We start from the raw sequence: 23,225 nt of genomic DNA, 5'->3' as shown, positions 1-23,225 counted from the left end.
GGCATTCACTACTTGTCCAGGGCCGTGGCTTGGACGATCCCAGAAAACTCTCGCAGGATGTCCTGGTTGTTTTGCGATAAGAAGCGGATCACGGCCTCGTTGTCCAGCAGTTTCGTCAGGTAGCCCCTGGCCAGAACCAGGTTGAGGACGTCCTGCCCATAGGACTGCTCGACCAGCTTGAACTGGCTTTCCAGGTTGGCCATTTCGCGCTCCATCTTCGCCATTTGATCGGGGGTCACGCCCTTGACCTTCTTGGCGCCACCCTCGTTGACCAGCATGTTGGGTGGTGTGGCCGCCAGCAGTGCTTGGGCGTAGGAGACGGTGATGTTGTTGGTGGCCACCATCAGTTCGACGCATTCGACCTGGCGGGTCGGCTTGAGCTTGCGCAGCACTGGGCTCAAGTTGGCCGAGAAGTGCTTGTCCCGAAGCAGTCGGACCGCCTCGGCACAGATCCCGTCCAACAGATTGATCTTCTTGGTGATGTGCTCCAGGTCCAACTCGAGTGACTTCGCCAAGCGCTCGGGCGTTACGCCCCGGTCGACGGCGCGCCGGATCATGAAGTGCTCCTGGATGGTCGACAGCCGGTTGATCCGGTTGTTGTAGGTGTAGCTTTCGTCGTCCTTGGCGATCAGGCACGGCGCGTTGGTGAACCCGAGTTCCTGCAACGCGAGCATCCGGATGTGTCCATCGAGCAGCAGGTGCATGCCGGTGGCCTTGTCTTCCTTGGCAATCGTCAGTGGTTCGATCAGACCCACGGTATCGATGGACGAGATGATCTGTTTGAACTTGCGTGAGCTCATCAGCCCTTCGGGCGCCTTCCGGGAGGGCAGTAACTTGTCAAAGGCCACCGTGATCGGATCTGGGATGAATCCCAGCTTGCTTTGGGTCATGCAGCGCCTCCCGCGGGCCAGACGCGCTCGGCTATGTACTTGGGCAGACTGTCCAAGCCTTCGGCACGCAGCAGATTGGTGAAATTCTCATTGGCCATGAGTTGGCGCATGGCTTCAGCGACGAAGAGCAGTCGCTGCTGGGCGAATTCCGCCTTTTTGACCATCAGCTTTTGCCGTTCGACCTCGTGCTGGTAGGTCCGAATCAGGCTGGAAGAGGTCACATCCTGCACTTTGCGCGGCGCTCCCCTGGCAATGGTCCGCCCCAGGGATCGACGTTTTTCGATGACTTTGCGCGCCTGGATCAGGTGGTTGCCTCGCAACTGGCCGTTTTCATACGCCTCTTGCAGGGCAGCCTGGATGTCCTTGTCGTTGCTGCCGGCTCCAGCGATGGCCAGGGCGGCGTTGAGAGGGATGCGCCCGCTTTCCACAGCGATCAACAGTCGCTCCTCGCCATTCTTGAGCAACTGCAGGATTCCGTAGACGTAGTCTTGGCCAAGTCCCGTCTTCTCGGCGATGGCCTTTTTGTCGTAGCCCTGGTCGCGCAGTTGCTCAATGCCTGCCAGCAACTCTAAGGTCCGGCCCTGGCGGCGGGCGATGTTTTCAGCGAGGCTCATGATGAAGCCTTCTTCGTCGCTGACGTTGACGACCATGGCCGGGATAGTCGTCTCGCCCAGGGATTTGAATGCCTTCAGCCGGCCTTCGCCGCAGATCAGTAGGAATTTCTCCTGGCCATCGGCGTCCTTGCGGGGCGTGACGGTGATCGGCTTCTTCAAGCCGATGTTTTTGATGTTGCCGACGATGTCATCGAAGATCCGGCTGTTGCGCTCACGCGGGTTGAGGATCTCGATCTTGTCGATCGGGATCATCTGAAGGTTGCTGGACGGGTGCTCCTTGCTCATGCGGCCCTCCTGACGCGGGTGCGCTCAGCCATACCGTGGAGATAGTCCAGGCTGTCGAAGCGGTAGCTCTCAAATTCGATCCCGTTGTGTTCAGCCAGGCTGATGCGCGGCAGGCCGAAATCCAGACGCGGGAGCAAGTAGTAGTCCAGCGGGGTTTGATTGGGCTGGTCCAGGCGTACGGCCACCGTGATGTCCGGTGCCAAGCTGGTGTCGAAACGCACTTTCCAGCGCAGGCGTCCGTTGTCGTGGGTTTGACACCGGGCCAAAACGACCGAGATGCTGAACTCCCGATTCACCATCAACAGGTCGGTGGCCGGGTCCCGCACCACCGTGCCGCCCAGTTGTGCGATGGTCCGTTCCGTCTGCCCGATGATTTCCGGGTGAAGCTTGCGCAGGAACTTGTTGACCTCCAGGAACTGGTAGTCCCGATCGGGGGTGAAGCCCACCGCCTCATACGCCCGGATCAGGCTGCCGAAGCGGTGGATGTACGCGGCGGCCGACGGCATCCCTTCGGCTTCGTCGATGATCAGGCCCGACAAAAAGCCACGGTGTTGATAAAGATTGCGCAGCTTTTCGATCAACTCCTCGCTGCTGAACCGGTACGCCCGCGCCCGGATGATGCCTTGAGCCATGTAGAACACCTCCGGCGGCACGATCGCCTCGAACGCGCCTTCCTTCTTGATCCACATGTCCGGCTGGTTTGTGATCCGGTGCTTCTTGAGCTTGAAGGAGATGCGGTTGTAGACGTTGTTGCCGATGTACTTCTCGTTGGTCAGCACCTCGCGCACCGTGGATCGGGTCCAGTCGCGGTTGAGGTCGGTTCGAATCCCCTGGACATTGAGCCGGGCGGCGATTTCTGACTCCGGTAGGCCGTCATCAATGAACCACCGGTAGATTTGGTTGACGGTCTGAACTTCAGGATCCGGGCCTGGCATCAGGATCACCCGATCCGTCTGCAGGCTTTTATGCTCACCGCGCGTCAACTCACCTTTGACGGAGCCGCTTTGGTCAATCAGAACCCGGCGCAAGCCATACCCGGCCGGACCGCCTTGGCGGTACCCCAGTTCGATCAGCCGGCACTGACCGGCGAACACCTTGGCCGACAGTTCCCGGCTGTACTCGCCTGCCATCGCCCGCTTGACACCCTTGACGATGGTGGACACCGGTGAGCCATCGTTCTCGAACTGCTCGGCCACGTAGGTGACGTGGATGCCCGCGCGGCGACAGATGTACTCGTAATAGGCGCTTTCGTCGGCATCCTGGAATCGTCCCCAGCGACTGACGTCGTACACCAGCACCATCTGGAAGTCGGCAGCGCCCGACTCCACGTCTTTGATCAGTTGCTGCAGCGCCAGCCGCCCGCCGATGTTCAGGCCGCTTTTGCCTTCGTCGGCATAGGTCCGCACGATGTCGATGCCACGCTGCGCGGCGTACTCACGGATCTTGTCGGCCTGGTTTTCGGTCGAGTATTGTTGGTGCTCGGTCGACATCCGGACGTACTCTGCGGCCCGGAAGAGGGCCGGCTGGTCCGGTGTTTCTGGTTTGATTTCTTCTGGCAGCATAGGACCCGATCGCACAAAGTTGTGTGGGTGCTCTCGGGTCTGCCGTCCACTTCATCGATCGTTGTGGCGCCAGCGTTGGCCGGCGCCAATGTACCGTTGAGGCGTTTGCCATGCAGGTGCTCGGGAGCTCATTTGCAGGCAACGTTAATGCCCGGCATGTGGGATGACCATCACGTCCTCTCTTTGCACGCGTCCTTTTTGCAGAGGCAGTCCGCGCACGCAGGGGTGATTTCTGCAATCCACGCGTCACTCTTTACAGACGCGTCCTGCCGGAATTTGATCCAGTACAGACCTGAGAGTGGGGTGCCGGTGGCCACCATGACCGTCGAAACGGGCGGCGAACTGGTCTTGTCCGCCTGGCTCCTGTACGTCCGCCAGTAACCGGGATTACGATCCAGCCACGCACGCTGGCTGCGTAATTGGTTGTCGCGGTAGTCGGGATCGGACTGCATCTTGTCGCGTTGCCAGCGCAGACGTCGTTCGCGCTGACAGGCCGGTGCTGAGCAGAAGGCCTGATCGCGGACCTGGGGACGGGTGGTGAACGGTTGGCCGCAGCAGGCGCAGATCTTGGTGGGCATCGAGTTTCTCCATACGAAAATTCGTATGGAACCCCCAGACGACTTTGCCAAAGCTGATACCTCGCGCAATGTGCCGAGAGCTTCTGCTGAGCTCGTGAGCGCCAGGGCTTGGCGTTCCTCAAAATGCGTCAGCGGGATGTATGAGAGGCTCCCTCTGTCCGTGGAGCCCGGTCAAGATAACCTGGCGCGCGATGTACCCTTACCTTCAACGGGGGCCCTCAAGGACGTTGAGACCGATCAGGCGCGACCTGTAGAGTCAGGTAGATCCGGTGCTGTTGCCTGCTGGAGGATCGATGGGGTGCGTATTCCACGCGATGGCGGACACGATTCCATGCTGATGGCGGACAGTGTTCCGGCGTGATGGCGGACACCGTTCCACGCTGAAGGCGGACAGCATTCCAAACTGATGGCGGACACCTGCGGGGTGTTCTGAGTGACCCGAACGCGGCATACGCTGCCCGGTTCTTTTTTTGACCGGAACCAGCGATGCCCACACCCAGGGTCACCATGAGCAAACTACGACACACTCTGCAACTGCTGCACGGCGGTGCCTTGAGCACCCGTCAAATCGGTGCCGCCCTCGGCATCTCCAAATCCACTGTCAGTGAGATAGCCAGCTACGCGCGCGTGGCCGGCGTGGACTGGGCACTGGCCCAGAGCCTGAACGACGACGAACTCCAGGCCCGGCTTTACAAGCCACCCGTGGCGCGCGAGTCCCGTCACCTCGAACCCGACCACGCCCATATCCACCGCGAGCTGCGCCGCCCCGGCGTGACCCTGCAGCTGCTGTGGGAGGAATACCAGCAACAGCACAGCGGTCAGGCGTACAAGTACAGCGCCTTCTGCGAGAAGTACAAGGCCTGGGCCCGGCGCCTGCAGCGCTCCATGCGCCAGACCCACACGGGCGGTGACAAGCTCTTTGTGGACTACGCCGGCCAGACCGTTCCCGTGGTGGATGCCGACACTGGCGAGATACGCCACGCCCAGGTCTTCGTGGCCGTGCTGGGCGCATCGAACTACACCTACGCCTGCGCCACCGCCAGCCAGAAGGCCACCGACTGGGTGGCCAGCATCATTGGCGCGCTGGAGTACATCGGCGGCGTGCCCCGCCTGCTGGTGCCTGACCAGCCGCGCGCCCTCATGGCCCGCCCCGACCGTTACGAGCCCACCGCGCACCGCCTGCTCGAAGAGCTCTCGGCGCACTACAGCCTGGCTGTGATGCCCGCGCGCCCGGCCAAGCCACGCGACAAACCCAAGGTGGAGGTCGCCGTGCAGGTGGTCGAGCGCTGGATTCTGGCCAGGCTGCGCCACCAGAGCTTCTTCAGCCTGGCCGAGCTCAACCGGGCGATTGCCGCCTTGCTGGTGGACTTGAACCAGCGCGCGTTCAAGAAGCTGCCGGGCAACCGCACCAGCGCCTTCGCCGAACTCGACCGGCCAGCCCTGCGTCCCCTGCCGCCGGTGCGCATGCCCATTGCGCGCTTCAAACCCGCCCGCGTCAACATCGATTACCACGTCGAGCTCGATGGCCACTACTACTCGGTGCCCCACGCGCTGGTGGGCGAGCCGGTGGAGTTGCGCATCACGGCCGGCACGGTCGAAGTCCTGCATGGCGGCAAACGGGTGGCCGCCCACGCCCTCAATCCCCGCCGGGGTGCACACACCACCACGCCCGAGCACATGCCGGCCTCGCACCGGGCGCACCTGCAGTGGACGCCGGCCAAGCTCATCGCCTGGGGCGAGCGCGTGGGTGCGGCCACCGCCGCCGTGGTGCGCTGGCAGATGGAGCACCGCCAGCATCCCGAGCAGGGTTACCGCTCCTGTCTGGGCCTCATGCGCCTGGGCCGTGAGTACGGGGCTGACCGGCTGGAGGCCGCCTGTGCGCGGGCGCAGTCGATTCGCTCACCGTCCTACAAGAGCATCGCCTCCATCCTGGGCTGCGGCCTGGACCAGCGGCCGCTGGATGCACCGATGGCCGTGCAGGCGAGCCTGCCGCTGCACGAGAACGTGCGCGGGCCGGGCTACTACCACTGACACCGCGATACAGACAAACAAAGCACCAACGACCATGCTCAACGAACAGACCTTGAACCAACTGCGTGCCCTGCGCCTGGACGGCATGGTGGCCGCCCTCAGCGACGCGGCCACCCACATCACGGCCAGCGAGCTGCCCTTTGAACAACGCCTGGCGCTGCTGGTGCAGCGCGAGGTGGACTGGCGTGACAGCAAACGCCTGGAGCGCCTGCTCAAGGCCGCCCGTTTGAAGGTCTCCAGTGCCTGCCTGGAGGACATCGACTGGCGCGTCAGCCGGGGCCTGAGCCGGGAGGTCATCACCAGCCTGGCCGGCGGGGACTGGCTGCGCCATGGCCACAACGTGCTGGTCACCGGCGCCACCGGGTGCGGCAAGACGTGGCTTGCCTGCGCACTGGGGCAGCAGGCCGCGCGCCTGGGCTTCTCGGTGCTCTACACCCGCGCGCCACGGCTGCTGCAGGAGCTGCACGTGGCCCACGGCGATGGCAGCCTGGGCAAACGGCTGGCGCAACTGGCGCGGCTGGACCTGCTCATCTTGGACGACTTCGGCATCGCGCCGATTGCCGCGCACGAGCGAAACGACCTGCTGGAGTTGCTGGACGACCGGGTGGGTGCGCGCTCGACGCTCATCACCAGCCAGTTGCCGGTGACGGCCTGGCACGCCTGGCTGGACGAGCCCACGCTGGCCGACGCCATCCTGGACCGCATCGTGCACGGCTCACACAAGATAGCCCTCAAGGGCGAGTCGATGCGCAAGCTCACCAAGGCCGTCTGAGCCGGCCGCGCCGACCGCCATTCCACGCTGATGGCGGACACTTCGGCTACGATTTGAGCGTCACTCAGGACACCCGCGCAACGTGTCCGCCATCGCCTGGAACGCTGTCCGCGATGGAAATGGAATCACTGTCCGCCATCAGTGGAATGCGCAATGGGGTATTCGCGTCGCCGCTCGAATTCACGGTACTGCTGGGATACTTCAGCGTCCTTGTAGTTGCCTGCGACGGCATCGTCTGTCCCCTTGCCGTCGAGGCCTGGCAAACCGCCGATCATGCCGCCCCAGGCTTCGCGTTCTTGGTTCTCACCAACGAATTGCAGCAGGTACTTGTCCAGGATACCTTTGCCCGGCGTGGCGATCTCGGCGCTCAATGAGGTCAAGTAGTCAGATTTTTTTGTGCGGTGCCATTCAATGCAGAAACCGGCTCGATGGCATAACTCGCTGTGGACCACCAGCATGGTGCGGCCGTTGCCATCCAGAAACGGGTGACCATAGGCGAAAAGGCCCATCACCTCGCCGGGACGCTGCCGCAACAGGCGCTTGTCGCTCCCGATGCGCAATCCTTCCTGCACCGCTCGTCTTGCATCTGCAGGATGGCAGAACCAGGTCCCACCCTTGGTCACGGCGATATCCGGTGCCGTGACAGCACGATCCTGACCTGCCCACGGATAGAAGCCCTCAAAGAGGATTCGATGGACGGCGAGGAAGTCTTCATAGCGCAAGGCACTTCGCCGTCTCGCCAAGTACGCGATGGCTTCGTCCAAACCGACCCGGAACATCTCATGTTCCAGTTGCTGGACGATCTGCGGATCCTTCTCGGAAAACTTATTTCGCAGGTAGCCAGCTGTCTCGAAATCCTTGAACGGATCAAACACTCTGCTTGTGCTCCCGCAGGTAGTTCACGAGCAATCCTGCCACCTCATCCTTGGTCAGCCTGCCTGCACGTTTAAGAGCGACCAGCAAGTCCTGCACCGGGCCGGAATGAACTTCGTCCCCGGCTAGGCGGGTCACCGTCTCGGCCCACTTATCGACAGCAGTCGGCGTATACCTGACCCCGTAACGGCCTGCAAGCTGACGCACATAGGTGCCCACATTTGTGGTCGGAAACTTCGATGTGTCCCCAGGCTTCATTCTTAAGGTCGTGAAGGTCCTGCGATTTCGATTGTTGACGTATTGCACGGTACTCTGGCCCAGGGCCAGCTTGCGGGAAACGCGGCGGTCACCTGTGTCCAGTACCAGCGAGCCCTTCGTGTCAGTAGTCACTTGAGCCTTTAGCTTGAGAGCCACCTCACGAGCCAGCGTCTCTACATCTACTGCCGGCATCACCTCGCGCGTGGATTCATCCCGCAGAGCCTTCGCGTAAACGCCTGCGCCCAAGCGGATCAGTTCCCCGTCGCGCTGAAGCGCCTTCAGCGCTTCTGAAACCTGCGATGCACTACCCAGCGGCGCGAGTTCAGCGCGCAGTACGACGTGGCCGGAGCGGCGTCGAATTGACTGGCGCATCCGGTCTACAAGCTTCATCGTGGAACCCATTTTTTTATTTTAACACCTTCAGTCTTATTTGGTGAAAAAAACCAATGGATTCAATGGGTTGGGAGTTCAAAATATGCCGGCCGTCAGGCAATTTGTGCAGGCATGACTCTAGAAATGAAGCAGGCTGACATCGAGCTCACCCTCCGGTGCAAACCATCGCGGGATCCCTCGAAGCATGGAGCTGATCCAGATATCTTTGCTGACCGCGCTGGCGAAGATCACGCAGCACCGTCATTTGTCGTCATGTGTCTCCAACGGCAGGGTGGCGCAGCAGGGGATCGATCAAACAGACTTCATAAGAAGTTGATTTGCGACAACAACTTAGAAATCACGCCCATGTACTGCTGCATCATGGGGGTCGGGGTATCCAAGGGCGTGCCTGACTGTTTGCGATTGCGGACTGGGCACTGACTGTATCAGTTCGCCCCTGTCGCATTGGGGCAACTCCGGGGGTGAAGTCGCCCGACAGCGCGGGCGCATGGGGTAGGATGCGCGCTGCCGAGAATGAACAAGGAACAAGCGACCTTTTCCAGGAAACGACGCAGGCACCGCGAGTGGCTGGCGTTGGGCTTGGTCTTTCTGCTGGCGGCCGTGCTGCTGGGCCTCATGCTCTGGCACGACTTCCAGAACACCAGCCATACCGAGCGCGACCGTCTCCAGGTGCAGGCCCGGGTGGTGGACGAATACCTGGAGCAGCTGCTCGGTGGCGTCAACAATGCCTTGCAGGGGGTGCGCGAGGAAGTCCCGCTCTGGAAAGGTGCCGAATTCAGCGCGCGCGCGACCAAGCGGCTTCAGGCCCTGACCGAGGCCATGCCCGGCGTGCGTTTCATGAGCATCGTGGACCGCCGTGGTGTCATCGAGGCCAACAGTGTGGAGTCGCTGGTGGGGGCCGACCGCAGCGAGCGTGAGTTTTTCACGATACCGCAGGCCAGGCCGGATCCGCACATGCTCTACATCTCGGAGCCTTATGTCGGGGCGCGTGGTGTCACCAGCCTCATGGTGGGACGGGTGATGCTGGATGCCGACGGCAGTTTTGCCGGCATGGTGTACGCCAAGCTCGATCCGGACTTCTTCGGTGTCGTGATGCGTTCCGTGCTTTATGCCGCCGACATGCGCTCGACCCTGGTGACGCAAAGCGGGCAGCCGTTCCTGCAGGTGGGCCGGGGCGTGACATCGGATGCCCCGGAGTCAGGCCGCATTGACAGCCTGTTCGCGCAGCATCAGATCAGCGGCATGACCAGCAATTTCTATCGGGGCCGCAGTGCGGAGGCCGCGGTCGACAGCCTGGTGGCCTTGCGGACGATCCGGCCGGCCCGTTTTCAGGTCGACAAGCCCCTGGTGGTGCAGGTCAGCCGCGATGTCTCGGCCGTTTATCTGCCCTGGTTCCAGCGCATGTGGCTGTCGCTGCTGCTCTATGTGGTGCTGGCCGTGGTGTCCATGATGGGGCTGCACCAGTTCCAGCGCCAGCGCCGTGTGCGCGAGCAGGACGTTGTCGAGCAGGACAAGGAGCGCCGCGCCAATGCGGAGCGGCTGGAGCTGGCCTTGAGCGGCGCTGCGCTCGGCCTGTGGGACCGCAACTTTGTCACCAATGTGCGCACCTACAACGCGCGCTGGAGCCAGATGCTGGGTTATGAAGCCGGCGAGATCGATCCGAGCGGTGCCATGTGGCAGGAGATGCTGCATCCGGACGACCTGATGGCGGCCACCGATGCCCTGGGCGAACACATCCGTGGCGAGACGCCGTACTTCGAGTCCGAGCACCGCCTGCGCCACAAGCACGGGCACTGGGTCTGGATCCTGGCGCGCGCGCGCGTGGTCGAACGCGACGAGGCGGGCCTGCCGGTGCGCATGGTGGGTACGCACATGGACATCACCGAGCGCAAGCGGGTGGAAGAGGGCATGCGCGAAAGCGAGCAGCGCTTCCGCAGCCTGACCGAGCTCTCCTCCGACTGGTACTGGGAGATCGATGACCAGTATCGCTTCACCCGCATTGACGGCAACCTGGAGGCCAGCACCGGGCTGGCACGCTTCGACGACATCGGCCGCACCCGCTGGGACATTCCTGCCCGCAACATGAGCGAGGCAGCCTGGGAGGCGCACCGCGAGGTGTTGCGCGCACGCGAGGTGTTTCGCGAGCTGGAGCTGGAACGGGTCGGGCCGGATGGCGTCAGCGTCTGGATCTCGGTCAGCGGGGCGCCCATTTTTGATGACAAGGGCCGCTTCCTGGGCTACCGGGGGGTCGGGCGCAACATCACGCAGCGCAAGCAGGTGGAGCAGCGCATCGAGCAACTGGCCTTCTTCGATGCCCTGACCGGCCTGCCCAACCGCCGCATGCTGACCGACCGGCTGACCAAGGCGCTGGCCACGGTGGCGCGCAGCCGCCGCCACGGCGCGCTGATCTTCATCGACCTGGACAACTTCAAGGACCTGAACGACACCAAGGGCCATGATGTCGGCGACCTGCTGCTGCGCCAGGTGGCGCAGCGCCTGCGCGACTGCGTGCGCGAGATCGACACCGTGGCACGCCTGGGCGGCGACGAGTTCGTGGTCATGCTCGAGGAGCTCAGCCCCTACGCGGGCGAGGGCGCATTCCAGGCCGAGGCCTCGGCCAAGAAGATCCTGGCGGCCATCAACCAGCCGTTTGAACTGCTGGGCCATTTCCACCACAGCACACCCAGCATCGGCATCGCCCTGTTCCATGACCAGCTGCAAAGCGTGGACGAACTGCTCAAGCGTGCCGACCTCGCCATGTACCAGGCCAAGGCGGCAGGCCGCAATGCGCTGCGCTTCTTCGATCCCGGCATGCAGGCCGCGGCCTCGGCGCGGGCGGCGCTGGAGGACGATCTGCGCCAGGGCCTGCAGCGCCAGGAACTGCGGCTGCACTACCAGCCGGTGGTGGACGAGAACGGCGCCACCATCGGTGTGGAAGCGCTGGTGCGCTGGCAGCATCCCGAGCGTGGCCTGATCCTGCCGGGCGAGTTCATCGACCTGGCGGAGAAGACCGGCCTGATCATCCCGCTCGGCCAGTGGGTGCTGCAGGCTGCCTGCCAGCAACTGGTGGCCTGGTCGGTCGATGTGGCGACACGCGACCTGAGCATTGCGGTCAACGTGAGCGCACGCCAGTTCCGCCAGAGCGACTTTGCCCAGCAGGTGCTTGAGCTGCTGCGCACCTCCGGCGCCAACCCCTACCGCCTCAAGCTGGAGCTGACCGAGAGCATGCTGCTGTCCGATGTGGAGGACGCGGTGCGCAAGATGCGCGAGCTGCGCTCCATCGGCGTGGGTTTCTCGCTCGACGACTTCGGCACCGGTTATTCCTCGCTGGCCTACCTCAAGCGCCTGCCGCTGGACCAGCTCAAGATCGACCAGTCCTTCGTGCGCGATGTGCTGACCGATCCCAACGATGCGGCGATCGTGCGCACCATCCTGGCGCTGGCGCGCAGCATGGACCTGATGGCGGTGGCCGAAGGGGTGGAGACTGAAGGGCAGCACCAGTTCCTGCTGGACAACGGCTGCTGGGCATTCCAGGGCTATCTGTTCGGTCGCCCGGTGCCGATCCATGAGCTCAAACTGGTGTCCGCCGAGCAGATCGGCTGAAGTGACGAAGCGTTCGGATACCATGGGTCTCGGCCGGGGGGCATTCCTCTTGCCGAGACACTCATCTTGGGCCATCCTCTGAGCACGCATGGAACCTGACGACGATATCGAGGAGATCAAACGCCTGCGCGCTGCGCTGGATGTGGCGCGGCTGCGTCTGCTCAACCTGGGCCAGAGTGAAGAAGCTGCGGCGCAGGACCTCGCCGAGATGGAGAAGCGCCTGCGTTCCGAGCGCTTGTTCGCGGTCGCATTCCAGGAAAGCCCCGAGGCGCTGGTGTTGTCGCGCCTGTCTGACGGCCTGCTGGTCGACGTCAACCAGGAGTGGCTGAACCTGACCGGCTACACACGCGAGGAGGCGATCGGCCATACCGTGGTCGAGCTGCGGCACTGGACCGATGCGCAAACCCGGCAGAAGGCGCTGACGCCGCTGCTCACACAAGGCCGGCTGCGCGGTCTGGATGCGACCGTGTTCCTCAAGGACGGGGCGCCCTGCCTGGTCCGGCTCAGCGGCTCGGTGATCGAGGTGTTCGACGAAAAGCTGATCCTCATGCGCGTGAAGGACATCACGGCCGAGCGCATGGCCGAAGAGGCCCTGCGGGCCGGCGAGATGGCGCTGGAGCGGGCCAACGAACAGCTCAACGCCCAGCTCGAACTTTACGAATTCACCGAACGGCTGGCGCATGTGGGCCACTGGACGGCCAGCCCGGATGGCCAGACCATCCACTGGTCCGATGGCCTGCTCAAGGTGGCCGGCATGACCCGCAGCCCGGACATGCCCATCCAGGAGTCGCGCAGCTACACCCATCCGGATGATCTGCCTGCTTTCCTGGAGGCGCGCCAGCGCATGGATGGTGAGGTGTTCGAATACCGCTGGTGTCATCCGGATGGCCGGGTGCTGTGGCTGCGCACGCGCATGCACCGGCAGTTCCGGCGCGATGGCAGCAGCACCGATTTCGGTGTGGTGCAGGACGTGACCCAAGAGCACCAGGCGCGGCAGGCGCTGCAGGAACGGCTTGACTTCATCCAGAAAATCACCAGCCGCATACCCGACATGGTGTTCCAGATGTGCACGCAGGCCAATGGCCGCATGACATTTCCCTTCGCCAGCGATGCCCTGTTCCGCATGTTCCAGATCCGGCCCGAAGATGCGCGGGAGGATGCCTCGTTTGTGTTCGCATTCATTCACCCGGACGATCTGTCGGGTGTCCGGGCCTCGATGAGGTTATCCGCTGTGGACGGCGGCACCTGGCACCACGAGTTCCGCGTCCGCCTCCAGGATGGCAGTGTGCGCTGGTTGCTGGGGAATGCGGTGGTCCATGTCGAAGGTGAGGGCGATATCGTGTCCTACGGCGCGCTCACGGACATCACCGAGCGCAAGAAATCCGAGATGCAGCTGCAGGAGAGCGAGGCGCGGTTCCGCAGCCTGACCGATCTCTCTTCCGACTGGTACTGGGAGATTGACGAAGAATTCCGCTTCACCCGCTTCGACGGTTACCGCAAGGGCAAGTCGGCCACCACGGCACAGGCCAGCATCGGCCAGACCCGCTGGGAGATCGGGGCGGTGAACATGACCGAGGAGGACTGGGAGGCGCACCGCCGGGTGCTGGCGTCTCACCAGCAGTTCAAGGATCTGGAGCTGCAGCGGCTGGATGCGGATGGGCAGTCGTACTGGATTTCGATCAGCGGCACCCCGATGTATGACGCCCAGGGACGCTTCCGGGGTTATCGCGGCATCGGGCGCGACATCAGCACGCGCAAGCGTGCCGAGGACGAAACCCAGCGCCTGGCCTTCTACGACACCCTGACCGGCCTGCCCAACCGGCGCCTGCTGATGGATCGTCTGTCGCAGACGATGGCCATCAGTGCGCGCAGCCACCACCATTGTGCGCTGCTCTTCATCGACCTGGACAACTTCAAGGACCTGAACGACTCGCTGGGGCACGACGTTGGCGACCAGTTGCTGGAACAGGTGGCCAGCCGCCTGGTGATGTGCATCCGCGAGGGCGACACCGCCGCCCGCTTCGGCGGCGACGAATTCGTGGTGATGCTGGAAGGGTTGAGCGAGGTGGCAGACGAGGCGGCCAGCCAGGCCGAGATCGTGGCCGAAAAAATCCTGGTGTCGCTGAACCAGCCCTACGAGCTGATGGGCAAGCAGCACAGCAGCACGCCCAGCATCGGCATTGCGCTGTTTTCCGGCCATGAGCCCGGGGCCGACGAGTTGCTCAAACGCGCCGACGTGGCCATGTACCAGGCCAAGGCGGCCGGTCGCAACACACTGCGCTTCTACGACCCCGAGATGCAGGCGGCCGTGATGGCGCGCGCAGCGCTCGATGCCGACCTGCGCCAGGGCCTGCAGCGCCAGGAGCTGCGGCTGCACTACCAGCCCGTGGTCGATGTCGAGGGACGCACCACCGGCTTCGAGGCGCTGGTGCGCTGGCAGCACCCGCAGCGTGGCCTGGTGGGGCCAGGGGAGTTCATCGACCTGGCCGAGCAGACCGGCCTGATCCTGCCGATCGGCCAATGGGTGCTGCAGGCGGCCTGCCAGCAGCTGGTGGCTTGGGAGGGGCAAGCGGCCACACAAGGGCTGACGCTGTCGGTCAACGTCAGTGCGCGCCAGTTCCGGCGCAGCGATTTTGTGGCCCAGGTGCTGGCCGTGCTGCACGACTGCGGTGCCGACCCGCAACGCCTGAAGCTGGAGCTGACCGAGAGCGTGCTGTTGTCCGATGTGGAGGATGCCATCCGCAAGATGAGTGCCCTGCGCTCCTGCGGCGTGCGTTTCGCGCTCGATGATTTCGGCACCGGCTACTCCTCGCTGGCCTACCTCAAGCGCCTGCCGCTGGACCAGCTCAAGATCGACCAGACCTTTGTGCGCGATGTGCTGGAGGATGCCAACGACGCTGCCATCGTGCGCACCATCCTGGCGCTGGCGCACAGCATGGACCTGATGGCGGTGGCCGAAGGGGTGGAGACCGAGGGGCAGCGCCAGTTTCTGCTGGCCAACGGCTGTACCCTGTTCCAGGGCTACCTGTTCGGCCGGCCGGTCCCAATCGAGACCATCGCGCTGCCGGCCTGAGCCGGCAGCGTCAGTCCAACACGTCTCTTATTCGAAGGCGCTCTGGTCGCGTTCGTCGTCTTCGGCGGGGGCCGACGGGACCGTGAGGGTGGTGACGTTGGCCGCGGCCTGGCGTGCAGCCGCCTTGTCGCCGGCGCTGGCGAACTTGCTGTACTTGTTCAGCAAGGGCACCAACTGGCCGTAGATGCGCGGGTTGCCCGCCAGACACTCCTTCTGCTCCAGGAAGTCGGACTCGCCGGTGAAGTTGCCGACCAGGCCACCGGCCTCGGTCACCAGGAGCGAGCCGGCTGCCACGTCCCAGGGCTGCAGGCCGGTCTCGAAGAAGCCGTCGGTGAAGCCGGCCGCCACATAGGCCAGGTCGAGCGCGGCCGCACCCGGGCGGCGCAGGCCGGCGGTGCGCTGCATGACTTCGCTCATCATGGCCAGGTAAGCGGGGAAGTTGTCGCCCTTGCGGAAGGGGAAGCCGGTGGAGATCAGGCTTTCCTTCAACTGCGTGCGTTTGCTGACGCGGATGCGGCGGTCGTTCATGTAGGCGCCGCGACCCTTGGTCGCAGTGAAGAGGTCGTTGCGCGAGGGGTCGTAGATGACGGCCTGCTCGACCTTGCCCTTGACGGCCAGTGCGATGCTGACGCAGTAGACCGGGAAGCCGTGGATGAAGTTGGTGGTGCCGTCCAGCGGGTCGATGATCCAGACGAATTCCGAATCCTTGGCACCGTGCGTGCTGCCGGTTTCCTCGCCCAGGATGCCGTGGCCCGGGTAGGCGGTCAGCAGGGTTTCGATGATGGTCTGCTCACTCGCGTGGTCCACCTCGGTCACAAAGTCGTTCACCTGCTTCTGCGACACGCGAACCGCCTCGACATCGAGGGCCGCGCGGTTGATGATGGCGCCGGCGGCGCGGGCGGCCTTGATGGCCACGTTGAGCATGGGGTGCAGGTTGGTCGACATAAATTGTGTGTGAGGTTTGCGGGACAGACCCGGAGGGGGCTGCCTTCAACGGACGAAGAGCGGGAGAGGTCGGTCCGGCGATGCGGGCGGCGACAATAGGGCGATTTTACCCGTTCGCCCAGATTCCGATGCCAATACCCTCATTTCGCACCCGTTTTGTCCTGATCCAGACCAGCCACGCCGGCAATGTGGGGGCGGCGGCGCGCGCCATGAAGGTGATGGGTTTCGACGACCTGGTGCTGGTGGCACCGCGCTGGGCTAATGTGCTGCGCCGCGAGGAAACCATCCAGCGCGCCAGCGGCGCGCTGGATGTGCTGGAGAAGGCGCGCATTGTGGAAACGCTGGACGAGGCGCTCGACGGCATGACCCACCTGTGCGCCACCGCCATGACACCGCGCGACTTCGGTCCGCCCACGCGCACGCCGCGCGAGCACTTCGATTTGCTATTAAAAAAGGAGCGTTTGGCGCATGAACCACAAGGCCAGGAGGCCGAAAAGACTTCGAATCTCGAGCCAGGGCAAGGCATCGCCTTCCTGTTCGGTTCCGAGCGCTTCGGCATGCGCAACGAGGACGTCTACCGCTGCCATGTGGCCCTGAGCATCCCGACCAATCCCAAGTTCGGTTCGCTCAACCTGGGCGCGGCATTGCAGGTGATTGCCTACGACTGGCGGCTGGCCTTGGGCGGTTATGGCGTGCAGGCTGCCACGGCGCCGCCGGTGCTGGCCGACGTGCCGCAGGTGGCTGGCATGCTGGCGCACCTGGAGCAGGCGCTCACCGCCATCGGCTTCCTCGACCCGGCGGCCCCCAAGAAGTTGATGCCGCGCCTGAACGCCCTGTTCAACCGCGCCGAGCTGACGCAGGAGGAAATCCATATCCTCAGAGGTGTTGCCAAGGCCATGCTGGAGACGGCAGAGAAGGCGAAAGGATAGACTCAGGCCTATGTTCTCCCGCCTCCGCTCCGACATCCAGTGCATCCTCGACCGCGACCCGGCCGCCCGCAGCGGCTGGGAGGTGCTGACTTGCTACCCCGGCCTGCATGCGCTGCTGTTCCACCGTTGGGGCCACTGGTGCTGGAACCACGGCCTGAAGTGGCTGGGGCGTTTCATTTCGCACCTCAGCCGCTGGCTGACCGGCATCGAGATCCATCCCGGGGCGAAGATCGGCCAGCGCGTCTTCATCGACCACGGCATGGGCGTGGTGATCGGCGAAACGGCCGAAGTCGGTGACGGCTGCACCATTTACCACGGTGTCACGCTGGGTGGCACCTCGCTCTACAAGGGCACCAAGCGCCACCCGACGCTGGGCCGCGATGTGGTGGTGAGCGCCGGTGCCAAGGTCCTGGGCGGCTTCGAGGTGGGCGACGGCGCCAAGATCGGCAGCAATGCGGTGGTGATCAAGCCGGTGCCGGCCGGCGCTACCGCCGTGGGCATTCCGGCGCGCATCATCCCGTCCAAGGCGGGTGAAAGCGCCGACGTGACGGCGCCGGAGAAGAAGTTCACCGCCTACGGCATCACGCAGGAAGACGACCCGCTCTCCCAGGCCCTGCGCGGCCTGATCGACAACGCCTCGTCGCAGGAGCACCAGATCGCGCTGCTGTGGCAGGCGATCGAAAAACTCTCGGCCGGCAAGCCGACCGCGGAGTGCGTGCCCTGTGACGCGGCGCGCGAAGAGCAGTTCGAAAAGGACAAGCTCAACCAGTTGGTCGGCAAGTAGACCGGTTGCCCTTCAGAAGAAGTTGAGTACCCAGATCGTATCGATCAGGGCAATCGGGAGCAGATAAAGCGCAAAGGCGGCCAGGCGGCGCAGTGCCGTGGGGCGCAACAACCGCGCTCCCAGCCAGGCAGAGAAGCTGCTGCCCAGCACCAACAGGACGACGCGCACCGGCGCCACCCATTCCAGCGACACCCGTTCGGCCTTGAGGTGGCCCAGTGTCAGCATGGACAGGCCGAGAAAAATGCCCATGCCGGCCAGCGGAATCAGCGCCAACGACAGGCGTTGCCAGGACAGGTCCGGCGCGGCGGCCATGCGTGCGGCCAGCCGGATGCAGGCCAGCACGATCAGTCCCACAGCCACACCGCCACCCAGGATGTAGGCCAGGATGCAGAAGCCGTCGAGCCAGGTGAACAGGTCGTTGGCTGCGGGGTAATGCGTCAGCAGCCACCAGGGCGCATCGTCATTCAGCGGCCACAGGATGTCGTGCTCGACCAGCCAGTTGGCGAGCAGGGACTTCATCTGCACCAGCCAGCGGCTGGACGACCAGAGGAAGGCCGCGGTGGCGATGCCCAACACGCCAAACAGGAGGGTGAACGCCTCTTCGGTTCGAACGTCGCGGTTGCGGGTGGCGAGGATTTCCTGTGCCGGCGAGCGTGCGGCCAGTTGCACAGCATCGCGGTAGCCGCTGCAACGGCCGCAGGCATGGCAGGCCGAGGCGCTTTTCATGTGGCGGATGTCGATCAGCGGGGCGCAGTTCACCATGGGCCGGCGCTCGGGGCTGGCCTTCCAAGCCTGCTCTTCGACGCGGAAGTGCACCGGGGCGATCTTGGCCAGCAAGGAGAACACGCCGTTGGCCGGGCACAGGTAACGGCACCAGACGCGTGAGCCCCGGCCGTAGACCAGGCCCACGGCCACGGCCGCGACACTGGAGCCGCCCAGCACCAGCAGCGCGGCCTGCGGGTATTCGTAGACGCTGACCAACTGGCCATAGACGGTAGTGCAGACGAAGGCCACGAAGGGCCAGCCGCTCCAACGGATCCAGCGCGGAATGGGGCGCCCCAGGCCGTGGCGGCTGGCGAGTTCGGTGAGTGAGCCTTCCGGGCAGAACACGCCGCACCAGATGCGGCCCAGCAGCATCATGCTCAACATCACGAACGGCCACCAGATGCCCCAGAAGATGAACTGTGCGAACAGGCGCAGGTTGTCGTAGAGGTGCGCGTCTTCGGGCGGCAGCGGCATGAAGGCGGGAATGACCAGTAGCGTCAGGTAGGCCACGACGACGAACCACTGCAGCGCGAGGATCGTGCGGCGGTGAGCCTGCATGGCTTGCCCCACCCGCGCCAGCCAGCCCGGGCGGGGTCGGCCGGCGCTGCCTGCCGGGTAGAGGGTGATGGGGGCCTCACGCATGGCGGTTCAGGCGGCGCTGCACCAGCAGAACGCTGCTCCAGTAGACGGCGTAGAGGGCCACCAGCATCAGCGAGGGGCGGGCGCGGTAGCCGGTGAAGGCCGAGACCATGGCACCCAGGCGGCTGGTGTCGTCCAGCAGGGCGCTGCTGTCCCAGACCGGATCGATCAGGGTCGGCAGCCAGCCCATGCCGATGAGGCGCTCCATGCCCGCCACCAGCAGGGCGATGGCCAGCAGCAACAGCAGGAAGCCGCTGATGCGGAAAAAACGGCGGTAGTCGAGGAAGCGCAGCCCGCGGTTGACCGCCCAGGCCGTGGCCAAGGCCAGCAACAGGCCGAGCGCGGCACCCATTGCCAGTTGTCCGGAGTCCGGGCTTTCCAGACCCATGCCGTAGAGGAAGATCACCGTCTCGGCGCCTTCGCGCGCGATGGCCAGCGCCGCCACGGCCGCGATGCCGAAGGCACCGGACGATGCCGCGGCGCGGGAGATGTCCTGCTCCAGGCTTTGCTTCATCTGGCGCCCGTGCTTTTGCATCCACAGCACCATCTGCACGATCAGGCCGGCTGCGATGAAGAGGATGGCGGTCTGGAACCATTCCAGCGCCTCGCCGGTGAGTTCACTTTGCACGCTCAGCATGGCCCAGCCCAACGCCAGTGCCAGCCCCAGGCCGGCCACGACGCCGCTCCACAGGGCGCGCAGGCCCGGGCCGGCGCCGCCGTTGCGCTTCAACCAGGCGTGCAGGATGCCGATGACCAGCATGGCCTCAATGCTTTCCCGCCAGACGACAAATAGTGAGTTACCCATGACGTGCTTTCATTTCGCGACAAACCGGCCCTGGGCCGTGTCGGGGTGGAAATCGCCGAAGAACTTGTAAGTGCCTTGCTTGAGCGGCTGGAAGATCAGAAAGCTGGAGGCGCCCGGCGCCAGCACCTTTTCCTTGCGCAGCTCGATGCTTTCGAACTCCTCGGGGCCCGGCCCCTCGTTCTTGATCAGCAGGCGGAACTTGGTGTTTGCCGGCACTTCCACTGTCTCGGGGTAAAAGCGGCCCGCCTTGATGGTAAGGTTGAAGCTCGGCATGTCCTGGGCCTGCAAAGCCAGGGGACTCAGCAGCAGTGCCAGTGTCATCAATGCAATACGGCAATGGTTCATGGTGGGGCGGTGCATCGTGTTGGTCAGAAGGTGAGTTGTGCGCGCAGGCCGATCAGGGCAATCGGTGATGCCCCGGGTGCCGCACCGGGCTGGCCGATGTACTGGAAGTCAGGCGAGAGCTCGAACTGCTTGTTGATGCGGAAGCGGTAGTAAAGCTCGACGACCTGTTCGCCGTTGCCGGCGGCGAAACCATAGTCCGTGGTCGTGATGGCATCGCGGGCAAAGTCGGAACTGGTCTTCAGCCAGCCCAGGGCCAGGCCAACCGAATCGCCGGCACGCCCCCAGCCGTAGCCGGCCAATTCGCCGCCGAGTGTCAATGCGCTGGAAAAACGTGCGCCACCACCGACGATGTGCTGGCTGTAGCGGCCGAAGAGTGTGGTGGCATCGCCCACGCGCTGGTCCAGCGACAGACCCCAGCCGCTGCGGGTGCGCGTCACGCTGTCATAACCCGCGGCCTGGCCGTTCTGCCAGTAGTAAAGGCGGTAGTTGCCGGGGTTGCCGTCCCAGCGCAACTGGGTTTCAGCCTGCGCCAGGACTAGCGGTGCGGAGAAGAACTGCTGGTAGTTGGCGCCGCGCCCGGCGCCGAACACGCCTAACGACAGGCGCCAGGCTTCGCTCTTGCTGCGGTTGTTCAGATAAGAGACGCGAAAGCCGGGCGAGAAGCCGTTGGCATCAACGCCGATGTCGCCACCGGCATCGAGCAAGGCGTTGTGAACGAACACGGTGTTGAGGAACTGGCGCGTCTCGTCGTTGGCCGCTGCGTTCTGGTCGAAGAAGACGAAGGGGTCCATCTTGCCGAAATTGATCTCCAGCTTCTCGCGCGAATGCGGCTGGAAACCGCCGAAAGGCAGCGGAATGCTGGCTTGGTACCAGGCCTGCCCCAGCACGGCGACCGAGTCGTCCGGCTGCGCCGAGAGAACGCGGAAGGCGCTGGCATTCGGCTTGGAATAACTCGTCATGCCGTTGAGCCCCGAGCCTTGCCCCATGCGGAACTGGGCGAAGATCCGGCTTTCTGTGTCGCCCACCTTGGGCAGCGGCAAGGTCACGAAGGCATCGGCGCGGTAGTTGAGCTGGCCGTTCTCGGTGCCGGCTGGCGAGTTGACCGCCGTGCCGTTGGGATGCTGCGCTACGGTGGTCAGGCTGATGCCGGCGGTCACGCCGTCGAGTGATTCGATGACCCGCGCGGCCTTGAGCGTGTTGAGCGACTGGTATTCCACCGCTTTCAGGCGCGAGGTCAGTTCCGGCTCGTTCTCGCTGATGCTCTCCGATTCCAGGCCCTTGTCGATCTTCACCTGCGCCTGCTCGAGCTGTTGCACACGCTGCTCCAATGCCGGGGATGGCGCCACGGGTGCAGCGGCACGTGCCTGCTGTGACTGCAGCTGCTTTTCAAGTTCGCTGTTGCGCTTTTCCAACTGGTCGAGCCGCTGGCTCAGCTTCGTCAGCAGCTGCAGCAGTTCTTCCTGAGACGGTGCAGCCCAGGCCGGTACGGCCAGCAGTGCGGCGCAAGCCAGGACCAGTGATCGGGTCCGCGCAGGGACGGCCGGGCGGCGCATGTTCAGTAGCCGCCTTTTTTGCCAATGCCGGCGTAGACAAAGTCGTATTCGACATCAAAAGGCTTGAACCACGGGCGCACGCCGGTTAGGCGGTCGGTATGACGGCCGAAATGGGTGTGGGCGTTCGCCGACGGCGGCAGCACGGAGATCTTCACGTGGTACTTGCCGGGGCCGAAGATCTTGACGTTGTCGCCATAGTGCGGGCCGTCATTGGCGACCATGGGCATCAGGTCACCGCTGACCTTTTGTGTGGAGCCCACTTTGCTGACTTCGTACTTGACGACCAAGTAGGGAATCCAGGCGCCTTCCTCAAAACCGTTCGGGTTGTTGGCCAGGGCCTTGATGTCGGCTTCGAGGTGGATGTCCGACTCCTCGGCCTTGCGCATCATGCCGTCCGGTTCCATGGTGACGGGCTGCAGGTAGACCGCGGCAATCTCCATTCCGACACGCTGGTGGGGGGTGCCGATGGGGTATTCCACGGCCCCGGCGTGCAGGGCCAAGGAGGCGGTGAGGATCAGAAGCAGGCGCTGGAGGTGGGTGGCGGTCATGATGGTGCCGATCTTTAAAAGGATTAGTAATCTTAATGATAGTAATTATTATTAACAACAACAAAGACCCCGATCTGATCTAGATCAGAAGCTGGTGTCGTCAGGGTGGGCGCGGGCGCTGACCGAGCAGCACATTGACGGCCAGGCCGGCCATCACCAGGGCTGCTGCCGCGAGCTTCCAGGCCTGCAGCGGTTCGCCCAGCAGCAGGGCGGAGGCGCCCATGCCGAAGAAGGGGATCAGCAGCGCCATGGGCGTGATGGTGGCGGCCGGGTGGCGCGCCAGCAGCCAGCCCCAGGCGCCGAAGCCGAACAGCGTGTTGCCCAGCGCCTGCCAGAGCATGGCCGCCCAAGCCGCCAGGCTGGCGCGCGGCAGGGTTTCGGTGATGGCGGCGGGGCCTTCAAACCACAGGCTCAGGCCCAGCAGCGGTGGCACGGCGAACACACTGCTCCAGACCATGAAACCCAGCATGTCCACTTTGCCGATGCTGCGCGACACCACGTTGCCGCAGGCCCAGCACAAGGCGCCCCCCAAGGCCAGAGCCAAACCGAGTGGCGTGACATCGTGGCCGGCCTGGGCAAAACTCTGCCAGGCAATCAGGGCAAAACCGAGTGTGGCCAGGGCCAGGCCGGCCAACTGCGCCGGTCGCATGCGCTCGTGCTGCAGCCAGGCCACCAGCAGCAGTGTGAAGAAGACCTGCGATTGCATCAGCAGCGAGGCCAGGCCGGGTGAGACGTCGGCCCGCATGGCCAGGAACAGCAGCCCGAACATGAAACCGATGAACACGCCGTAGCTGACCAGGTAGCGCCAGGCCACGGCGGGTCGTTGGATGAACAGCAGCCAGGGCAGGGCACTGAGCAGGAAACGCATGGTCGCCAGCAGCAGGGGCGGCAGTTCGGTCAGCCCGAACTTGATGACCACGAAGTTGGTGCCCCAGACCGCGACGACGGCCAAGGCCAGGAGTAGGTGTGAGACGGGCACA

19 protein-coding genes are annotated in these 23,225 nt (G+C 64.2%); 6 read left to right on the top strand and 13 right to left on the bottom strand.

The features are described 5' to 3' along the window. Positions 1 to 8: 8 nt before the first annotated feature. From CDE01S_RS05785 to CDE01S_RS18100, 4 genes are all read right to left on the bottom strand, one after another. On the bottom strand, positions 9 to 890 hold the full coding sequence (locus CDE01S_RS05785) for a plasmid partitioning protein RepB C-terminal domain-containing protein (protein ID WP_066704884.1): 882 nt from the start codon (positions 888 to 890) through the stop codon (positions 9 to 11). Next, entirely contained in the window at positions 887 to 1,789 is a 903-nt protein-coding gene (locus CDE01S_RS05780; RefSeq protein WP_066704882.1) for a plasmid partitioning protein RepB C-terminal domain-containing protein, read from the bottom strand. The genes CDE01S_RS05785 and CDE01S_RS05780 overlap by 4 nt, the downstream gene beginning before the upstream one ends. Beyond that, positions 1,786 to 3,351: a recombinase family protein gene (locus CDE01S_RS05775; RefSeq protein ID WP_066704880.1), complete on the bottom strand. Its 1,566-nt coding sequence runs from the start codon at positions 3,349 to 3,351 to the stop codon at positions 1,786 to 1,788. Before CDE01S_RS05775 ends, CDE01S_RS05780 begins: the two co-directional genes overlap by 4 nt. Positions 3,352 to 3,521: 170 nt before the next feature. Next, positions 3,522 to 3,929, bottom strand: a complete 408-nt coding sequence (locus CDE01S_RS18100) for a hypothetical protein (RefSeq protein WP_084382758.1) — start codon at positions 3,927 to 3,929, stop codon at positions 3,522 to 3,524. 486 nt (positions 3,930 to 4,415) lie between these two features. Between CDE01S_RS18100 and istA the strand changes: the two genes are divergently transcribed. Both istA and istB read left to right on the top strand, forming a co-directional pair. Next, positions 4,416 to 5,960, top strand: a complete 1,545-nt coding sequence (gene istA, locus CDE01S_RS05765) for an IS21 family transposase (RefSeq protein ID WP_066704875.1) — start codon at positions 4,416 to 4,418, stop codon at positions 5,958 to 5,960. A 34-nt stretch (positions 5,961 to 5,994) separates the two neighbouring features. Beyond that, positions 5,995 to 6,732 carry an IS21-like element helper ATPase IstB gene (gene istB / locus CDE01S_RS05760; protein WP_066704873.1) on the top strand — a complete coding sequence of 246 codons (738 nt, stop codon included), beginning with the start codon at positions 5,995 to 5,997 and terminating at the stop codon, positions 6,730 to 6,732. Between the two features lie 125 nt (positions 6,733 to 6,857). Here the strand turns inward: istB and CDE01S_RS05755 are convergent, their stop codons facing one another. Continuing rightward, positions 6,858 to 7,607: a Fic/DOC family protein gene (locus CDE01S_RS05755; protein WP_066704871.1), complete on the bottom strand. Its 750-nt coding sequence runs from the start codon at positions 7,605 to 7,607 to the stop codon at positions 6,858 to 6,860. Then, positions 7,600 to 8,265: a hypothetical protein gene (locus CDE01S_RS05750; protein WP_084382757.1), complete on the bottom strand. Its 666-nt coding sequence runs from the start codon at positions 8,263 to 8,265 to the stop codon at positions 7,600 to 7,602. Before CDE01S_RS05750 ends, CDE01S_RS05755 begins: the two co-directional genes overlap by 8 nt. 504 nt (positions 8,266 to 8,769) lie before the next feature. On the opposite strand from CDE01S_RS05750, the gene CDE01S_RS05745 reads away from it, so the two are divergent. Continuing rightward, positions 8,770 to 11,859 carry a bifunctional diguanylate cyclase/phosphodiesterase gene (locus tag CDE01S_RS05745; protein WP_245636114.1) on the top strand — a complete coding sequence of 1,030 codons (3,090 nt, stop codon included), beginning with the start codon at positions 8,770 to 8,772 and terminating at the stop codon, positions 11,857 to 11,859. Between the two features lie 88 nt (positions 11,860 to 11,947). Next, complete coding sequence (locus CDE01S_RS05740; protein ID WP_066704867.1) at positions 11,948 to 14,932, top strand: sensor domain-containing protein; 2,985 nt, start codon at positions 11,948 to 11,950, stop codon at positions 14,930 to 14,932. A 27-nt stretch (positions 14,933 to 14,959) separates the two neighbouring features. Here CDE01S_RS05740 and CDE01S_RS05735 read toward each other — a convergent pair whose 3' ends face one another. Beyond that, positions 14,960 to 15,877: an inositol monophosphatase family protein gene (locus CDE01S_RS05735; RefSeq protein WP_066704864.1), complete on the bottom strand. Its 918-nt coding sequence runs from the start codon at positions 15,875 to 15,877 to the stop codon at positions 14,960 to 14,962. 128 nt (positions 15,878 to 16,005) lie between these two features. Between CDE01S_RS05735 and CDE01S_RS05730 the strand changes: the two genes are divergently transcribed. After that, entirely contained in the window at positions 16,006 to 16,806 is an 801-nt protein-coding gene (locus CDE01S_RS05730) for an RNA methyltransferase (RefSeq protein ID WP_066704862.1), read from the top strand. A gap of 10 nt (positions 16,807 to 16,816) precedes the next feature. Beyond that, a complete protein-coding gene (gene cysE, locus CDE01S_RS05725; protein WP_066704858.1) occupies positions 16,817 to 17,590 on the top strand; it encodes a serine O-acetyltransferase in 774 nt (257 codons plus the stop codon). A 12-nt stretch (positions 17,591 to 17,602) separates the two neighbouring features. Here the strand turns inward: cysE and CDE01S_RS05720 are convergent, their stop codons facing one another. The 6 genes from CDE01S_RS05720 to CDE01S_RS05695 form a co-directional block, all read right to left on the bottom strand. After that, positions 17,603 to 18,997 (bottom strand): 4Fe-4S binding protein, encoded by a 1,395-nt coding sequence (locus CDE01S_RS05720; protein ID WP_084382756.1) that lies wholly within the window; start codon positions 18,995 to 18,997, stop codon positions 17,603 to 17,605. Further along, positions 18,990 to 19,799: an FTR1 family iron permease gene (locus CDE01S_RS05715; protein WP_066704856.1), complete on the bottom strand. Its 810-nt coding sequence runs from the start codon at positions 19,797 to 19,799 to the stop codon at positions 18,990 to 18,992. Before CDE01S_RS05715 ends, CDE01S_RS05720 begins: the two co-directional genes overlap by 8 nt. A gap of 9 nt (positions 19,800 to 19,808) precedes the next feature. Further along, on the bottom strand, positions 19,809 to 20,144 hold the full coding sequence (locus tag CDE01S_RS05710) for a cupredoxin domain-containing protein (protein ID WP_066704854.1): 336 nt from the start codon (positions 20,142 to 20,144) through the stop codon (positions 19,809 to 19,811). Between the two features lie 23 nt (positions 20,145 to 20,167). Beyond that, a complete protein-coding gene (locus tag CDE01S_RS05705) occupies positions 20,168 to 21,697 on the bottom strand; it encodes a carbohydrate porin (protein ID WP_066704852.1) in 1,530 nt (509 codons plus the stop codon). 2 nt (positions 21,698 to 21,699) lie between these two features. Then, positions 21,700 to 22,245, bottom strand: a complete 546-nt coding sequence (locus CDE01S_RS05700; RefSeq protein WP_066704850.1) for an iron transporter — start codon at positions 22,243 to 22,245, stop codon at positions 21,700 to 21,702. A 100-nt stretch (positions 22,246 to 22,345) separates the two neighbouring features. Next, the gene (locus CDE01S_RS05695; protein ID WP_066704848.1) at positions 22,346 to 23,224 is read right to left on the bottom strand and encodes an EamA family transporter; all 879 of its coding nucleotides are present in this window, start codon (positions 23,222 to 23,224) and stop codon (positions 22,346 to 22,348) included. Position 23,225: the final 1 nt, after the last annotated feature.

It is taken from the genome of Curvibacter delicatus NBRC 14919 (assembly GCF_001592265.1).
In the GTDB taxonomy this organism is placed as follows: Bacteria; Pseudomonadota; Gammaproteobacteria; order Burkholderiales; family Burkholderiaceae_C; genus Hylemonella; species Hylemonella delicata.
This window is presented reverse-complemented; position numbering and strand designations above follow the sequence as displayed.

Coding starts and splice junctions, on each gene's coding strand:
- CDE01S_RS05785 (WP_066704884.1), bottom strand. CDS start 890: ATGACCCAAAGCAAGCTGGGATTCATCCCAGATCCGATCACGGTGGCC.
- CDE01S_RS18100 (WP_084382758.1), bottom strand. CDS start 3,929: ATGCCCACCAAGATCTGCGCCTGCTGCGGCCAACCGTTCACCACCCGT.
- CDE01S_RS05745 (WP_245636114.1), top strand. CDS start 8,770: ATGAACAAGGAACAAGCGACCTTTTCCAGGAAACGACGCAGGCACCGC.
- CDE01S_RS05740 (WP_066704867.1), top strand. CDS start 11,948: ATGGAACCTGACGACGATATCGAGGAGATCAAACGCCTGCGCGCTGCG.
- CDE01S_RS05705 (WP_066704852.1), bottom strand. CDS start 21,697: ATGCGCCGCCCGGCCGTCCCTGCGCGGACCCGATCACTGGTCCTGGCT.
- CDE01S_RS05710 (WP_066704854.1), bottom strand. CDS start 20,144: ATGAACCATTGCCGTATTGCATTGATGACACTGGCACTGCTGCTGAGT.
- CDE01S_RS05775 (WP_066704880.1), bottom strand. CDS start 3,351: ATGCTGCCAGAAGAAATCAAACCAGAAACACCGGACCAGCCGGCCCTC.
- CDE01S_RS05735 (WP_066704864.1), bottom strand. CDS start 15,877: ATGTCGACCAACCTGCACCCCATGCTCAACGTGGCCATCAAGGCCGCC.
- CDE01S_RS05750 (WP_084382757.1), bottom strand. CDS start 8,265: ATGGGTTCCACGATGAAGCTTGTAGACCGGATGCGCCAGTCAATTCGA.
- CDE01S_RS05715 (WP_066704856.1), bottom strand. CDS start 19,799: ATGGGTAACTCACTATTTGTCGTCTGGCGGGAAAGCATTGAGGCCATG.
- istA (WP_066704875.1), top strand. CDS start 4,416: ATGCCCACACCCAGGGTCACCATGAGCAAACTACGACACACTCTGCAA.
- istB (WP_066704873.1), top strand. CDS start 5,995: ATGCTCAACGAACAGACCTTGAACCAACTGCGTGCCCTGCGCCTGGAC.
- cysE (WP_066704858.1), top strand. CDS start 16,817: ATGTTCTCCCGCCTCCGCTCCGACATCCAGTGCATCCTCGACCGCGAC.
- CDE01S_RS05780 (WP_066704882.1), bottom strand. CDS start 1,789: ATGAGCAAGGAGCACCCGTCCAGCAACCTTCAGATGATCCCGATCGAC.
- CDE01S_RS05720 (WP_084382756.1), bottom strand. CDS start 18,997: ATGCGTGAGGCCCCCATCACCCTCTACCCGGCAGGCAGCGCCGGCCGA.
- CDE01S_RS05730 (WP_066704862.1), top strand. CDS start 16,006: ATGCCAATACCCTCATTTCGCACCCGTTTTGTCCTGATCCAGACCAGC.
- CDE01S_RS05700 (WP_066704850.1), bottom strand. CDS start 22,245: ATGACCGCCACCCACCTCCAGCGCCTGCTTCTGATCCTCACCGCCTCC.